This is a genomic window from Microbulbifer donghaiensis, from assembly GCF_900129095.1.
GTDB classification, from domain to species: Bacteria; Pseudomonadota; Gammaproteobacteria; order Pseudomonadales; family Cellvibrionaceae; genus Microbulbifer; species Microbulbifer donghaiensis.
Genome location: NZ_FQVA01000008.1, coordinates 80,152 through 96,530, shown reverse-complemented (window position 1 = coordinate 96,530; position 16,379 = coordinate 80,152). Strand labels below are relative to the sequence as shown.

Sequence of the window (16,379 nt, the reverse complement as noted above, 5' to 3'; positions counted from 1 at the left end):
TCTGCACGGTGCGCGCGGCACACCCTACGTGGGTTGTTCTGATTTGCGATAATCGCGGCCGAGATACAGATACATCGCCGGCACCACGAACAGCGTGAACAGCGTGCCGATGGTCATGCCCGTGGCCACTACCAGTCCCATCGCGTAACGCGCACCGCCACCGGGACCGGCGGCGATCAGTAATGGCACCATTGCCAGTACCAGCGAAGCAGTGGTCATCAGCACCGGACGCAAGCGGATGGACGCCGCCTCCTCAATCGCCGCGCGCTTGTCCAGCCCGCCTTGCTGCAATTTGTTGGCAAACTCCACGATCAGGATGCCGTGCTTGGAAATCACGCCGATCAGTGTCACCAGTCCGACCTGGGTGTAGATATTCAAGGTGGTGAACCCCAGACTGACAAAGATCATCGCACCGCACACACTCATCGGCACGGTGACCAGCATGATCAACGGATCGCGCCAGGACTCGAACTGAGCCGCCAGCACCAGGTAGATCACGATCAGGGCAAAGAAGAAAGTGACCACCAGCTGCGAGCCCTCGGATTTGTACTGACGTGACTGGCCCGCGTAGTCGACGGAGTAGCCCCGCGGCAAAATTTCCTGGGCCGCCGACTCGAGCACATCGAGCGCCTCGCCCAGCGTGACTCCCGGGCGCGGCACACCGGAGATGGTGACCGCGTTCAGCTGCTGAAACCGCTTTAACTGCTGCGGCTCTACCGTTTCGCGCAGGTTGACCAGGGTGGCCACCGGCACCAGGTCCCCATTTACGGCGCGGATATAGTATTGCTTCAGCTGATTGGCGGTGAGGCGGTCGATGCGCTGCACCTGGGGAATCACCTTGTAGCTGCGGTTATCCAGTGAAAAGCGATTCGTGTAGGCGCCGGACAACATGGAGCCCAGCTCGCGGCCGACGTCCTCCATGGTCACCCCCATGGCCGCAGCCTTGTCGCGGTCGATCTCTATTTCGACCTTGGGTCTATCGATCTTCAGATCGGCGTCGACAAAAATAAATTTCCGGCTGGCCAGCGCGCGCTCCATGATTTCATCGGAAACACTGGCGAGGTTTTCCATCGGCTCGGTGGCACCGATAACGAACTCGACCGGCAGGCGGCCGCCGGCAGTGGGCAGGCTCGGCGGCACGACTACGGCAACCTTTAGTCCGGCGATCTGCGCGACCTCTTCACTGATGATCGCCTGCATCTGCGCGGTGTCCTTGTCGCGCTCGTTCCAGGAGTCCAGCACAAAGCCGGCAACCGCGCTGTTAGTGGCATTGCCGGCACCGCCTACACCATTGAGCAGGAAGATATTCTCCACCTCGCGGTGACGCTCGGCGATATCGTTCAGCTGCACGGTGAACTGCTCCAGGTAATCGAGGGTCGCATAGGCGTCGGCAGAGGAAATCGTCAGGATAAAACCGCGGTCTTCTTTCGGCTCCAGCTCGCGCGGCGATGTCACGAACAGGAAGTAGCAGCTGGCGAGGACAATCAGGCCGAAAATGAGTATTACCAGGCGATCATCCAGGGCGTGGTGCAACCTGCGCCGATACCCTTTCCGCAGCCGCTCGAACTGACGCTCGAGCCAGTTTTCGAGCCTGGTGCCCCCGCCGCCGTTATGCGGCCGAAGTATCTTCGATGCCATCATCGGCGACAGGGTCAGGGCCACGACGCCCGACAACAACACCGCCCCGGCCAGAGAGAAGGCAAACTCTACAAACAGGGTACCGGTAAGGCCGCCCAGAAAGCCGATCGGCAAATACACCGCAATCAATGTGGTGGTCATGGCCACGACGGGCCAGGCGAGTTCGCGCGCGCCGACAATAGCGGCCTCTTTCGGCGCCATGCCCTCCTCGATGTGCCGATGGACGTTCTCCAGCACGATGATTGCATCGTCCACGACTATGCCGATTGCCAGCACCATGCTGAGCAGCGTCAACAGGTTGATGGAAAACCCCATCAACAGCATCAGGAACAGAGCCCCCACCAGGGACAGGGGCACCGCGATGGCCGGGATCAACACGCTGCGCAGCGAACCGAGAAACAGGTAAATCACCAGGATGACGATCAGCACCGCCTCGATGATAGTTTTTACCACTTCATCGATGGAATCCTGAATATATTCGGTGCTGTCATAGGGGATCTCGCCGATCATGCCTCGCGGCAATTGCGGGAAGATTTCCTGTTCCAGCTTCGCCCGCACAACCTTGATCACATCCAGCGAGTTGGCATCGGGCGCCACCTCAATGGCGATAAAAGTGGCCGAACGGCCGTTGAAGGTGACCGAGGTATCGTAGGATTCCGAGCCCAGCTCGACATCCGCAACGTCGCCGAGGCGCACCAGGCGGTCGCCATCGGCACGCACCACCAGGCGGCGAAATGCCTCCGCCGAAGCGATATCGGTATTGGCCCGAATATCCATCGCCACCCGAGAGCCCTTGGTGGAACCAACCGCGGACAGTACATTGTTGTCACGCAGGGCGTCGCTCACATCGGCCGGCGTCACCTCCTGTGCAGCCATTTCCGCCGGCCGCAGCCAGATACGCATGGCAAAGGTTCGATTGCCCAGCAGTCGCGCGCGCTGCACACCGGGAATGGTCGACAATTTTGGCTGTACCACCCGCGTCAGGTAATCGGTGATTTGGTTGTTGTCGAGAATTTCCGACGAGAAAGACAGGTACATAGCGGCGGTAGTCTGTCCCACCGCCATGTCCACACTGGAATCTTCCGACTCTTCCGGCAGTTCACTGCGCAGTCGGTTGACCTTGGCCACCACCTGAGTGAGCACTTCATTGGGATCGAAATCGAAACTCACATAGGCCTGAATGGTGGAGACCCCCTGCACACTGGTGGACACCATGTAGTCGATGCCATCGGCCGTGGCGATTTCCTGCTCCAGCGGCGTGGTGATAAAGCCCTGCACCAGGTCGGAGTCGGCGCCGACATAAATCGTGGTGACCGTGATCACCGCATTTTCCAGCTCCGGGTACTGGCGCACATTCAGCTCTGCCGCCGCGCGCAAACCGAGCAGGAATATGAACAGGCTGACCACACTCGCCAGTACCGGCCTGCGAATAAAGATCTCAGTGAAATTCACGGCCGCCCACCCACCGCTAGCTGTTTTCCGGGGACGGATCTGCAGTGGCGGGCGGCTTGTTTTCGTTATTGATGATCACCGCCCCTTCATTGCGCAGTTTGAGCAGGCCACTGCTGGCCACGACCTCACCCGCGCGCACACCCTGCAGTATCTCCACCAGGTCGCCCCGCTCCTCGCCGGTTTTGACGAAGCGCTTACTGGCCAGGTAGCTGTCGCCCTGTGCACTTTTTTCCAGGACGAATACGGCATTGCCGTAGGGTGAGAAGACCAGCGCCGTGCGCGGAACGACCAGCACCCGGCGGCGCGCCTCTACCTGCACCGCCACATCGGCAAACATACCCGGGCGCAGCTCCCTGTCGGCATTGTCCAGTGTCGCCTGTACGAGGAAATTGCGACTGGCGCTATCCACCTGCGGATCTATCGCGGTGATACTTCCGCGATAAACCTTGCCGGGAAAGGCGTCTGTCCTCAGGGTCACCGGCAGATCGAGGGTGACGCTGGCGAAATGTCTTTCCGGCAGTGAGAAATCGACAAAGATAGGGTGCAGCTGCTGCAGGGATACCACCGTTTCACCGGGGTTCACATTCTGCCCCAGGTCGACGCGGCGAATGCCCAGCACGCCGCTGAATGGCGCTGTGATGCGGCGCTTGTCGATGGTGGCGCGCTGCACCTCGAGATTGGCCAGAACCTGATCCAGTGCACTGCGGGTACTGTCCAGATCCGCCTCGGTGGTAACGCCCCTCTTATGCAGGGCTCTGACACGCTCGTGATTGCGCCGCGCCAACATGAGTTCCGCCTCCAGCACCTGCAACTGAGCCTTTTCCGGCTCCGCCGCCAGCTCGACCAACAGCCTGCCTTTCTCCACGGTTTGACCGGATTTGAAATGAATGGCGCTGACCACACCCTGGGCCTCGGTGGTCACGTCAACGCCGTTGACCGCGCGCAGGGTGCCCACTGCAGCCAGGTTTTCCTGCCAGACCTGTTGCGCCGCGGTCGCGGAAGTCACCGTCGCCGCTGGCAGCGGCATGGTGTCGAATGCCTTGTTCATCATGTGACGACCGAACATCTTGAACGCGAAAATACCGCCGAACAGCAGCAGGCAGCCGATCAGCATTAACAGCATGCGCTTGTTCAGAATTCCGCCCGAGTCAGACACAGAGCCAATCCATTCAGTGACAGCTTCAACTTCCTGCCGCCCACCCCTTCCCTGGATGAGCACCGGGACTTTTGCCGAACGATACAGTTCAGTTTACGTAGAAAAGCGCAGGCACGCGCGGGCCCTGCCGCCCCGTTGCACGCAGGCTGGCGCGGATTACCTGCTGATAAAAAACATACGATTAAGAATGTCGACGGGATCGTCTGCAATGCTGTGGGGTGCCCGTGACAGCGGGCACCCCATGCCTGAACGAGAAATCAGCGGAATACGGCTTTGTCGCCTTCGAGTTCGGCGTGGATGGTGTCACCGGGAGCAAACTTGCCCGCCAGCACATCCTGCGCCAGTGGATTTTCCAGCCACATCTGGATCGCGCGCTTCAGCGGGCGGGCACCGTATACCGGGTCGAAGCCCACGTCGGCGAGCTTGTCGAGCAGCGGCTCGGCCACTTCCAGTTTCAGGTCGCGCTCGGCCAGCCGCTTGCGCAGCTGTTCCAGCTGGATTTCCGCGATGGAGCGCACCTCCGCCTTGTTCAGCGGGTGGAAGACCACCACCTCGTCGATGCGGTTGATAAACTCCGGGCGGAAATGCTGACCGACCACTTCCATCACCGCATTCTTCATCTGCCGGTAGTGAATTTCCGCGTCGAGCTCGTCCGCATCGCGGTCGCTGGCGTGCTTCTGGATCAGGTCGGAACCCAGGTTGGAGGTCATCACCACCACCGTATTGCGGAAATCCACGGTGCGGCCCTGGCCGTCGGTCAGGCGCCCGTCGTCCAGCACCTGCAGCAGGATATTGAAGACATCGGGATGCGCCTTTTCCACTTCGTCCAGTAACACCACCGAATAGGGCTTGCGGCGCACGGCCTCGGTGAGATAACCGCCCTCCTCGTAGCCGACATAGCCGGGCGGCGCACCGATAAGACGCGCGACCGAGTGCTTCTCCATAAATTCCGACATATCGATGCGCACCATCGCATCCTCGGTGTCGAACAGGAACTGCGCCAGCGCCTTGCACAGCTCGGTCTTGCCCACGCCGGTCGGGCCGAGGAACAGGAAGGAACCGTTGGGGCGATTTGGATCCGCGAGGCCGGCTCGCGAGCGGCGCACGGCGTTTGCCACCGCCTCGACCGCCTCGCCCTGCCCGATAACGCGCTTGTGCAGTTCCTTCTCCATGCGCAGCAGTTTTTCCCGCTCGCCCTCCAGCATTTTCGATACCGGGATACCGGTCCAGCGCGATACCACTTCCGCCACCTCTTCATCGGTGACGCGGTTGCGCAGCAGGCGCGGTTCCTCAGATGTCTCGGCACTGGCGGCGGATTTCAACTGCTGTTCCAGCTGCGGGATGACACCGTACTGCAGTTCCGACATGCGCGTCAGGTCGCCGGCGCGGCGCGCGGCTTCCATATCCAGCTTGGCTTGCTCCAGTTTCTCCTTGATATCGTGGCTGCCGGCGAGCTGGGCCTTTTCCGCTTTCCAGACTTCCTCGAGGTCCGAGTACTCTCTTTCCAGCTGGTGGATTTCTTCTTCGAGCTTGGTGAGGCGTTTCTTGGCCGCCTCGTCGTCCTTGTCTTTCTTTAATGCCTCGCGCTCTATCTTCAACTGGATCAGGCGGCGATCCAGCTTGTCCATCGCTTCGGGCTTGGAGTCGATCTCCATACGGATGCGGCTCGCCGCCTCATCGATCAGGTCGATGGCCTTGTCGGGCAACTGGCGGTCGGTGATATAGCGCTGCGACAGTTTTGTCGCGGCGATGATTGCGGAGTCAGTAATGTCCACGCCGTGGTGGACTTCGTAGCGCTCCTTGAGGCCGCGCAGTATCGCAATGGTGTCCTCCTCGGTGGGCTCGTCCACCAACACTTTCTGGAAGCGGCGCTCCAGTGCGGCATCCTTTTCGATGTATTTGCGATATTCGTCGAGCGTGGTCGCGCCCACGCAGTGCAACTCACCGCGCGCCAGCGCCGGCTTGAGCATATTGCCGGCATCCATTGCCCCCTCGGCCTTACCGGCACCGACCATGGTGTGCAATTCGTCGATAAACAGGATGATACGGCCTTCCTGCTTGGAGAGTTCATTCAATACCGCCTTTAACCGCTCCTCGAACTCGCCGCGGAACTTGGCACCGGCGAGCAGGGCGCCGAGATCCAGCGACAGCAGCCGCTTGTCTTTCAGGCCCTCCGGCACTTCTCCGTTGACGATGCGCTGTGCCAATCCTTCGACGATCGCCGTTTTACCCACGCCGGGCTCGCCGATCAGCACCGGGTTGTTCTTGGTGCGCCGCTGCAGCACCTGAATAGTGCGGCGGATTTCGTCGTCGCGACCGATCACCGGATCCAGCTTGCCGGCGACTGCACGCTCGGTCAGGTCGAGCGTGTACTTATCCAGGGCCTGTCGCGCCTCCTCCGCATTGGGATCGTCGACTTTCTCCTCTCCGCGGACTTTCCTGATGGCCTCCTGCAGGTGCTTGAGGTCGCCATTGGCATTCAGGATTTTGGCGATTTCCCCAGCGGCAGAATCAAAAGCAGCCAGCAGCACTGTCTCGCTGGAAATAAAACTGTCGCCGTTCTGCTGCGCTTTTTTATCGGCGAGATTGAACAGGCGCGCCAACTCCTGGGACATGCCGACATCGCCGGTCGGCGAGCTGATGGTCGGCAGGTTGTCGAGTCGTTTGGCCAGATCGTTGCGCAGCCCATTGAGGTTGAAACCCGCCTGGGACAGAAAGGCCGGCACACTGCCATTGTTCTGGTTGAGCAGTGCCAGCAACAGGTGTTCGGGATAAATCTGATTGTGGTCGCGCCCAACGGCCAGGGATTGCGCGTCAGCAATCGCGGCCTGCAGCGGGTTTGTCATTTTATCTATACGCATGGACGAAACCTCTCCTCCTCGCAAAACTATTGAAGCGACAAGACAGTGGCGCCGATTTGGCGCCACACATTCAGTGTAGTGTTGCGAAATAAAATAAGGGCGGGAGGCCGGTTTTCAATGATCCAGATCAACTGGCGCTATTTTTTCGTATTGCGCTATGCGTTGAGCCAGATCAGGGACGCCATGCGACCGGTGGTCTTGTCGCGACGGTAGGAAAAAAATTTATCCGTTTCGGAAACGGTACAGTGGTCGCCACCGTAGATGGCGTCGATACCGAGCTGGCGCAGTTCCGCACGCGCCAACGCATACATATCGGCGAGAAAATGCAGCGGCTTTTCCGTGTGGGGGCGGAAGCAGTGTGCGATCTCCTCCATATGCTCGCCATTCAGCGCATTTTCGAAAAAGACTTCAAGTACATCGACTCCGGTCTCGAAGGCGCGCGGACCTATTGCCGGGCCGAGCCAGACCAACAGTTCCCGCGGTTCGCAGTCGAGTGCCTCAACAGTGCTGCGCAGGATGCCGCCGGCGAGACCGCGCCAGCCGGCGTGCGCCGCCGCTACCCTGGTACCCGCCCGGTCGCAGAACAATACCGGCAGGCAATCGGCCGTTAGCACCGCACACACGGCGCCGGGCCCGGAAGCGAAGCTCGCATCGGCGGTGCGCACCAGGCCGTCGGCCCGCGCTTCGATGACCTTGTCGCTGTGAATCTGCTCCAGCCACTCCGGCTCTGCCGGGAGTTCCAGTTCCTGCCGCAATTGCCGGCGATTGGCCAGCACGGCCTGCTCGTCGTCGCCGACATGGTTCCCCAGATTGAAGGACGCGTAAGCCCCCTCGCTATGCCCACCGGCACGCAGGCTAGTGGCGGCGCGCACATTGGCGGGCGCAGGCCAGCTGGGGAACAGGTAGTGGTCAGTGGACATCGGTTCTTTGCCTTAAGCCGGTTTCGTCAGTTCTCGCACCGGGCGGTCGCCAGATAACCGCCGTTAATCCGCACGCAGCTGTGCGAGCAGCTGCAGCATATCCGCCGGCATCGGCGCGCACCAGTGCATTTCCTCTCCGCTCTGCGGGTGTATCAACGCCAGCTCGGCTGCATGTAACGCCTGGCGCGGAAACTGTTGCAGCGCACCGATAAGTGCCGCCGACGCATCCCGGGGCAACTTCGGGCGACCGCCGTACAGGGGGTCACCGACCAGGGGATGGCGGATATGCGCCATATGTACCCGAATCTGGTGGGTACGACCGGTTTCCAATTTGCAGCGCAGCAACGTGTGGGCGGGAAAGCGCTCCTGCACCCGGTAGTGAGTGATCGCTTCCTTACCGCCGAAGTCCAGCACCGCCATCTTCAGGCGGTTCTGCCGGTGGCGCCCGATGGCGGCGTCGACAGTGCCACCGGCGGTGATCGTCCCCTGCACCAGGGCGTCGTACTGGCGGCTGACACTGCGCTCCTTGAGCTGATCCACCAGGCTGGTCTGGGCCGGCAGCGTCTTGGCCACCACCATCAGGCCGCTGGTGTCCTTGTCCAGCCGGTGCACTATGCCGGCGCGCGGGATCTTTTCCAGATCCGGGCAGTGGTGCAGCAGGCCGTTCAGCAGGGTGTTGTCCGGGTTGCCCGCCGCCGGGTGCACCACCAGGCCTGCGGGCTTGTTGAGCACCAGTAGAGTTTCGTCCTCGTAGACGATATCCAGATCCAGGGGCTGGGCGAGCCATTCCCCCTGGGGCTCCAGTTCGGCGCGCAGGCGCAGCTGCTCGCCGCCGAACAGCTTGTCCTTGGGCTTGGCCTGGGCGCCATTAACGGTCAATTGGCCGCCTTTTATCCAGGATTGCAGCCGCGCGCGGGAGTAATCGGGAATTAATTCCGCTGCAGCCTGGTCCAACCTGTGACCGGCCAGATGGGCAGGGACTTGAATATCGAGCTCGAGTTGGTCAATCATTAATCAGTTTCAAACGCTTTGGGCAGCACCGCGACTGTGGTTAAATGTCCGGCCCGCCCGTTACCTGTAATGGCGGCCAGTTTAATCAGGCAGAGAGCAATAAGGTAGAGAGTAATAATGATAGAGCGAGGCGCTATGCAGGCCTGGAAGACACTGTGGTTGGCCTTTTTTGCAGCGATTCTGGTCGCCTGCGCCAGCACAGATGAATCCGAAGAGGGGCTGCCCACCGGCAACCGCACCGAACAGGCTTTCTATGAAGCGGCACAGCGCCAGCTGCGCTCCAGTCAGTGGGACCTGGCCATCAAGAACCTGCGGGCCCTGGAGGACAACTTCCCGTTTGGCAACTACGCCGAGCAGGCCCAGCTGGAGCTGATTTACGCCTACTACCGCAACTATGAGAACGACGCGGCCATCGCCGCTGCGGACCGCTTTATTCGCCTGCACCCGCAGCACCGCAACGTCGACTACGCCTACTACATGAAGGGGTTGGCGTCCTTCACCGAGGGTGCGGGCCTGTTTGAGCGCTTCCTGCCCACCGACATGACCAGTCGCGACCCCGGCTCCGCACGCGAGTCCTTTGCCTACTTCGCTCAGCTGATGGCTCGCTACCCGGAGAGTCGCTACGCGCCGGACGCGCAGAAGCGCATGATCCACCTGCGCAACCTGCTGGCGCGCTACGAGATCCACGTCGCCAACTACTACTTCAAGCGCGGCGCCTACCTGGCCGCCGCCAACCGCGGCCGCTATGTAGTGGAAAACTTCCAGCAGACCCCGGCGGTACCCGATGCACTGGCAGCGATGGTACAGGGATATCACCTGCTGGAGATGCCGGAACTGGAAGGCAATGCACTGACCGTATTGCGCGCCAACTATCCGAATCACCCGGCCTTCCGCGCGGACGGCAGCTTCAATTACAACTACTACAAGGGCGCCAGCGGTCGCAGCTTTATCCACCGGGTCACCCTCGGCCTGTTCGAGAAGTCGGACCCTCGCGGTTTCGACAGTCGCGAGCTGTACAACGCGGAATACAACCGCGACGAGGCGCCGCTGCCGCCGGAACTGATCTAAGCCAGCAACAGCTGCAAACGAAAACGGCGCCCGCGGGCGCCGTTTTCGTTTGCTGACAAAGTAATGCTGTGAAAATTTAAGGCGAAGTGCTAGGACGAGTGTTTCGAAATGCTCGTCCTAGTGCTTGGCCGCCACTGCACCAGCTCAGAACGGAATGCGGGGTTTATCAACAGTCTGAAACGGCGCCCGCGGGCGCCGTTTTTTATTGCTTGTCCGATCGGTGGCGCCTACTCGCCCGCTTTCCAGCCATTGGTGACCGGATAGCGCCGATCGCGCCCAAAGCCCCGCTCGGAAATGCGCACGCCGACCGCCGCCTGGCGGCGCTTGTATTCGTTGCGGTCCACCAGCCGCACTACCCGCTCCACGGTCTCCTGCTCAAAGCCGCGCGCAACTATATCCGCGGCGCTGTAGTCCTTGTCGACATACAGATTCAGTATCTGATCCAGGATCTCGTACGGCGGCAGGCTGTCGGAATCCACCTGATCCGGTGCCAACTCGGCACTGGGTGGGCGGGTGATGACCGTCTCCGGGATAACTTCAGACAGCGAGTTGCGGTAGCGGGCCAGCTCGAACACCAGCACCTTGGGCACATCTTTCAACGCGTTGTAGCCGCCCACCATGTCGCCGTAGAGGGTGGCATAGCCCACGGCCAGCTCACTCTTGTTACCCGTCGTCAGCACCATGGCGCCCTTCTTGTTGGAAATGGCCATCAGCAGCACGCCGCGCGAGCGCGCCTGCAGGTTCTCCTCCGTGGTATCCCGCTCGCTGCCGGCAAACTCTTCCGCCAGCGCCGCCATAAAGGCATCGAATATCGGCTCGATGCTAATCACCCGGTAGTGGATGCCCAGGCGCTGCGCCTGGTCGGCGGCATCGTTCTTGCTGAGGTCGGACGTGTAGCGGAACGGCATCATCACCGCTTCGACCCGCTCCTTGCCGAGGGCGTCGACCGCAATGGCCAGGGTCAGGGCGGAATCGATACCGCCTGACAGGCCGAGCACTACGCCATTGAAACCGTTCTTGTTCACATAGTCGCGCACGCCCAGCACCAGGGCGCGGTACACAGAGGCGAGGTCCTCCAGCGCCGGGGTCATCGCCCCCGACTGCAACGTCACTTCGCCACCGTCATGGCGCACCGTTACCGGCAGCAGATGCTCGGCGAACTCGGGCGCGCGGGCGCAGAGCTTGCCCTGGGCATCGACGGCGAAGGAACCTCCATCAAATACCAGTTCATCCTGGCCACCGAACCAGTTCACGTACGCGATCGGCATACCGCCTGCCCGCGCCTGGTTAGCGAGCAGCTCGAGGCGCTCCTGTGCCTTGCCGCGGTGGAATGGCGAGGCGTTGATGTTCAGCATCAACTTGGCGCCGGCGGCCGCTGCCTGTGCGACCGGCTCCGGATGCCAGATATCCTCGCAGATGGTGATGGCGGTGGGTATGCCCTTGATGTCCACGACGCAGGCCTGCTCGCCCGACACGAAATAGCGCATCTCGTCAAAGACCGAGTAATTGGGCAGCTTTTGTTTGGCGTACTCCGCTGCCAGTTTGCCATCGGCAATCAGGCCGGCCATATTGAACACTTTGCCGGCCACCACCCGCGGATAGCCGATCAAGACGGCGCAGGGCAGTTCCGCTGCCATCAACTGTGCCAGCGCGGCATCGATGCGTCGCTGCATACTCGGGCGCAGTAACAGGTCCTCCGGCGGATAGCCGCTCAGGGTCAACTCGGGAAAGAGCACCAGCTCGGCGCCCAGCTCGCTATGCGCCTTGCGGGCCACATCGATGACCTGGGCGGTATTGCCGGGAATATCCCCTACCAGGGAATTGATTTGTGCCAGCACTAGCTGCAAAGTAGACATCTTTGTACCTCGGACCAGAGAGGCCGCTATTGTACAGTGACCCGGGGGACTACCGCAGCGGCCCAGAAGAACAATAGCAAGCAGACCACTTTGAGCAGTACAGCCCCCGCAATCAGTGCACCCGCCGTGCAGCACCACGAGTTGCTGCGGGTCTACACCATCTACCGCGTAGCCATCGCACTGGTGCTGCTGGGCATTTTCACCTCCGATATCGGTAAGGGCGCCGTGGGCAACAGTTCCCCCGCGCTCTACCTGAATACCGTGATCGCCTACGCCGCGCTCAATTTCGGCTGGCTGCTACACCTGCGCCACAGCGCCTACCACGCCAGCCCCGGCCAGACAGGATTGATCCTCGGCTGCGATATCCTCGTCTTTCTCCTGTTGATCCAAGCCAGCGGCGGCCTTAATTCGGGCCTCGGCTACCTGTTACTGATCAACTGTTCCGTGGGCTCGATGCTGCTGGACAAACGCATGGGCGCCTTCTTCGCTGCCATCGCCAGTATCGGCGTCATCGGCCAGCAGTTGTACAACCTGGTGACCGGTCACGCAGACACCCAGGATATCGTTTCCGCCGGCAGCCTCGGTATCTTGCTGTTCGCCACGGTCAGCGCACTGCAGTACCTGTCCGCCCGCATCCGCAGTGCCAATCTGCGTGCAGACCAGCAGAGCCGCCAGGCCGCCCACCTGCAGCGACTCGCGCAGCAGATCATCGAGCGCATGCGCACCGGGGTTCTGGTGATGGACGCCTCCAACAAGCCGGAACTGATCAATCGAGCGGCGCGCCAGCTGCTGGGGGACCAGCTGCAACCGGATGGCGAGCGCCAGGCGGAGCTGCGGCATATCGTTCGGGAGTGGCGTCGCGACGACTCCCGTGGCAGCGCCCTGGTACAGGCGGACAGTGGCAGCGAACTGCGGCTCAGCTTTGCCAACCTGCGCCGCGACAATGGCGACAGCACCCTGGTGTTTGTCGAGGACAACCGCAAACTCATCCAGGCCGCACAGAAACTGAAACTCGCCTCACTCGGCCATTTGACGGGCTCCATCGCCCACGAGGTGCGCAACCCGCTCGGCGCCATCAGCCATGCCGCGCAGCTACTGTCGGAATCGCCGAAGCTGAGCGAGGAGGACCGGCATCTCACCGAGATCATCTGTCGCCACAGCCAGCGGGTAAACCAGATCGTCGAGAACGTGATGCAGCTGTCGCGCCGCCGCGCAGCGGCGCCCCAACTGCGCGATCTCGGTGACTGGCTGGAGCAATTTCTTCCCGATTTCCGCGCCGGCGCGCCGACGGATATCCAGCTTCATATACGCCGGGCAGAACCGCCGGTATATGCACGCTTCGATCCGGAGCAATTGGCCCAGGTAATCACCAATCTGTGCAATAACGCCCTGCACCACTCCCAGCTCGCCACCGGACGGCGGGAGGCGGAAATCGCGGTCTACCGCCACAGGGACCGCGACTGCGCGATTCTGGACGTGATCGACAGCGGCCCCGGTGTACCAGAGGAACATCGGGACAAGGTTTTTGAGCCCTTCTTCACCACCGGCAACAGTGGCAGCGGCCTCGGCCTCTACATAGCGCAGGAACTGTGCGAGGCCAACCAGGCCAGGCTGTTCTGTTGTCGCAGCGAAGACAACAAAAGTTGCTTCAGGGTAGAATTCGCCCACGCGAGTCGGGTTTTCTAAACAATTGGGGGTATATTTTCCTAACCTGTTTTGGGGGAAACTTGTCACAGCCCGGTGCGAAAATCGGGCTAGAAAACCGATTACCAAACCATTCAACAGAACAACAAAAAGATCAAAAGATAGATGCAACCACTTGCCCTGGTCGTCGACGACGAGCCGGATATCTGTGAACTCCTGACCATGACCCTGCGGCGCATGGAGGTTCGCTGCCACACTGCCGCAAACCTCAGCGAGGCGTACCGTCTGCTTGGCGAACACCAATACGACTTCTGCCTGACCGACATGCGCCTGCCGGACGGAGATGGACTGGAGCTGGTCGCGAAAATACAGGAAGAGAGGGATGGGGAACTGCCTGTGGCGGTCATCACCGCCCACGGCAACATGGATACCGCAATTAGTGCCCTGAAAATGGGCGCCTTCGATTTTGTCAGTAAGCCGGTGGACCTGGAGCGGCTGCGCAGCCTGGTGCAACTTGCCCTGCGACTCAAACAGAAGCGTGAGGATGTAGAGGCCGGGCATGCAGACCAGTTGTTACTCGGTGAAGCGGAGAATATTCGCAACCTGCGCCGCCAGATCGCCAAGGTCGCGCGCAGCGATGCGCCGGTTTATATCAGTGGCGAATCGGGATCCGGCAAGGAACTCGCGGCCCGCTCCATCCACGCCCAGGGTGCCCGCGCCGACCGGCCTTTCGTGCCGATCAACTGCGGTGCCATCCCTGCAGAACTGATGGAGAGCGAATTTTTCGGCCATAAGAAAGGCAGCTTTACCGGCGCTCACAAAGACAAACCGGGACTCCTGCAGATCGCAGAAGGCGGCACCCTGTTTCTGGATGAAGTGGCCGATCTCCCGCTGGATATGCAGGTAAAACTGCTGCGCGCCATTCAGGAAAAACGCGTGCGTCCTATAGGTTCCAGCGAGGAGCTGCCGATTGATGTACGCATCCTGAGTGCGACGCACAGGGATCTGGCCAAGGAAGTCGCCGCAGGGCGTTTCCGCAGCGATCTTTACTACCGCATCAACGTCATCGAGATCGCGGTCCCGCCATTGCGGGAGCGCGCGGAAGATATCCCCCTCCTCACAGAGGTCATCATGCGTCGTATCGCATCAAACGCCGGGATAACTCCGCCGCGTCTTGCTGGTGAAGCCCTGGACGCACTGAAAATGTACTCGTTCCCCGGCAATGTGCGCCAGCTCGAGAACATTCTGGAGCGGGCCTTTACCCTGAGCGACCAGCACGAAATTCGTCTGGACGACCTGCTGCTCGAGCCGGAAGCGACACCGACACTGACACCGACACCAAAGACAAACGCTGCGCAGCCCCCTCCTCCCACCCCGGCCGTTCACAAGCACACCGATGAAGAGAGTTATTCCGGCCAGTTTGACCCGAGTCAGTACGAATCTCTGGACGAATTTCTGCAGGACATCGAGCGGGAAGCCATAGAAAGCGCACTGATGGAAACCCGCTGGAACAGGACAGCGGCAGCGCAGAAACTTGGCATCAGCTTTCGCTCATTGCGCTACCGGCTGAAGAAACTGGGGCTGGAAGACTGACGCACCCATAAACTTAGACGACCGTGCTGTAATCCCCTGTGATTGGCATTGTCGATTCGCGCGGTATGCTGGAGCTCTCTCAGGGAGGGGAGACGCACCATGCAAACACTGCCAAGGGTTTCGGGGTACACACTGATCGAGCTGATGCTCACCATTACCATTCTCGCCATTGTCGCCGCCGTGGCGACGCCACCAATGGCTGACTTTATAAGTCGCTATCAAACTGAGACAGCCGGCAGACAGCTGTTCGAACTGATCAATTTCAGCAGGGGGAAAGCTTACAGCCACGGCCAGGTTTACACGCTGTGTCCGAGCGCCGATGGACAGAGCTGCAGCTCAGACTGGTCAAGCGGGGCATTGCTGTTCGTCGACAGCAACGGCGATGGTCAACGCGCAGCTGCGGAGAAAATCGAGAGAATCATGCCTAAAATGGCGACTGGCGCCACTCTCGAGTGGCGCAGCTTCAACAGTAAAAAGTATCTCCAGTTCCGGCCGAATGGCCTCACCCTTAGCCAGAACGGCAACTTTGCTTACTGCCCGCCAAGTCAGCAGGCCGAAAAGGGTTGGATCATAGTGATCAACGCGACCGGGCGCCCGTATTTCGGCAAAGATAGCGACAGTGACGGAATAGTGGAAAGCGGCAGTGGCAAAAACCTAACCTGTACCAACGCCGACTAGATTAGTTGCAGGTCTTGTTCCAGCACAGGTCACCGGGATTCGCGAATGCTCCATCGTTCCCGCGATCCCAGGCTTTTTCACCACTGGAAGACAATTGCAGTATGCCGTCTCCGGTTTGGCTGCCTTTCGGCTGAGCCTGCAAGGTGTAAGAAGAACCATCTGCCGCCGTAATGACGAGATTATAAGTTTTGTTGCTGCCATCTAATGGCGACTCGGTAGGAAAAATTTGTGGAGCCCCCGTATCGGCATCGGCTGCAGCTGCCTCTTCATAGGTGCCGTTCTGGGTAAAGTGCCTCTCCATCGCCTGCGCCAACCCGAGCAGTGCACCCTGCGCATCGGCCCGATTGGTCGCGCGAATGTGATTCTGGTATGAAGGCCAGGCCACGGCCGCCAGAATCGCGACAATTGCCACCACAATCATCAATTCGATCAAAGTAAAGCCACGCTGTTGTTTCATTTTTAATCCGTCTAACAATTACTTGGTTAGAGATTCCAGGCCGCT

At 60.5% G+C, this 16,379-nt stretch carries 11 protein-coding genes; 4 read left to right on the top strand and 7 right to left on the bottom strand.

The window, feature by feature from the left end; all coding sequences use genetic code 11:
• Positions 1 to 24: 24 nt before the first annotated feature.
• From BUC36_RS17565 to rluD, 5 genes are all read right to left on the bottom strand, one after another.
• On the bottom strand, positions 25 to 3,090 hold the full coding sequence (locus BUC36_RS17565) for an efflux RND transporter permease subunit (RefSeq protein WP_073277634.1): 3,066 nt from the start codon (positions 3,088 to 3,090) through the stop codon (positions 25 to 27).
• A gap of 16 nt (positions 3,091 to 3,106) precedes the next feature.
• Positions 3,107 to 4,246 (bottom strand): efflux RND transporter periplasmic adaptor subunit, encoded by a 1,140-nt coding sequence (locus BUC36_RS17560; protein ID WP_234995052.1) that lies wholly within the window; start codon positions 4,244 to 4,246, stop codon positions 3,107 to 3,109.
• A gap of 257 nt (positions 4,247 to 4,503) precedes the next feature.
• Positions 4,504 to 7,107, bottom strand: coding sequence for an ATP-dependent chaperone ClpB (gene clpB / locus BUC36_RS17555; RefSeq protein ID WP_073277632.1), 2,604 nt, complete (start codon positions 7,105 to 7,107; stop codon positions 4,504 to 4,506).
• Between the two features lie 155 nt (positions 7,108 to 7,262).
• Entirely contained in the window at positions 7,263 to 8,027 is a 765-nt protein-coding gene (gene pgeF / locus BUC36_RS17550) for a peptidoglycan editing factor PgeF (protein ID WP_073277630.1), read from the bottom strand.
• A gap of 63 nt (positions 8,028 to 8,090) precedes the next feature.
• Entirely contained in the window at positions 8,091 to 9,038 is a 948-nt protein-coding gene (gene rluD, locus BUC36_RS17545; protein ID WP_073277628.1) for a 23S rRNA pseudouridine(1911/1915/1917) synthase RluD, read from the bottom strand.
• A 117-nt stretch (positions 9,039 to 9,155) separates the two neighbouring features.
• Here rluD and BUC36_RS17540 point away from each other — a divergent pair, with 117 nt between their 5' ends.
• Positions 9,156 to 10,106 carry an outer membrane protein assembly factor BamD gene (locus BUC36_RS17540; protein WP_073277626.1) on the top strand — a complete coding sequence of 317 codons (951 nt, stop codon included), beginning with the start codon at positions 9,156 to 9,158 and terminating at the stop codon, positions 10,104 to 10,106.
• Between the two features lie 227 nt (positions 10,107 to 10,333).
• On the opposite strand, the gene BUC36_RS17535 is transcribed toward BUC36_RS17540, so the two are convergent.
• Positions 10,334 to 11,962, bottom strand: coding sequence for an NAD+ synthase (locus BUC36_RS17535; RefSeq protein WP_073277624.1), 1,629 nt, complete (start codon positions 11,960 to 11,962; stop codon positions 10,334 to 10,336).
• 90 nt (positions 11,963 to 12,052) lie between these two features.
• Here BUC36_RS17535 and BUC36_RS17530 point away from each other — a divergent pair, with 90 nt between their 5' ends.
• The 3 genes from BUC36_RS17530 to BUC36_RS17520 all read left to right on the top strand — a co-directional run bounded on the left by BUC36_RS17530 (position 12,053) and on the right by BUC36_RS17520 (position 15,877).
• Complete coding sequence (locus tag BUC36_RS17530; protein WP_073277622.1) at positions 12,053 to 13,648, top strand: two-component system sensor histidine kinase NtrB; 1,596 nt, start codon at positions 12,053 to 12,055, stop codon at positions 13,646 to 13,648.
• 123 nt (positions 13,649 to 13,771) lie between these two features.
• Positions 13,772 to 15,199 (top strand): sigma-54-dependent transcriptional regulator, encoded by a 1,428-nt coding sequence (locus tag BUC36_RS17525; RefSeq protein ID WP_073277620.1) that lies wholly within the window; start codon positions 13,772 to 13,774, stop codon positions 15,197 to 15,199.
• Positions 15,200 to 15,298: 99 nt separating this feature from the next.
• On the top strand, positions 15,299 to 15,877 hold the full coding sequence (locus BUC36_RS17520; RefSeq protein ID WP_073277618.1) for a GspH/FimT family pseudopilin: 579 nt from the start codon (positions 15,299 to 15,301) through the stop codon (positions 15,875 to 15,877).
• Between the two features lies 1 nt (position 15,878).
• Here the strand turns inward: BUC36_RS17520 and BUC36_RS17515 are convergent, their stop codons facing one another.
• Positions 15,879 to 16,334: a type IV pilin protein gene (locus BUC36_RS17515; RefSeq protein WP_073277616.1), complete on the bottom strand. Its 456-nt coding sequence runs from the start codon at positions 16,332 to 16,334 to the stop codon at positions 15,879 to 15,881.
• Positions 16,335 to 16,379 lie beyond the last annotated feature (45 nt).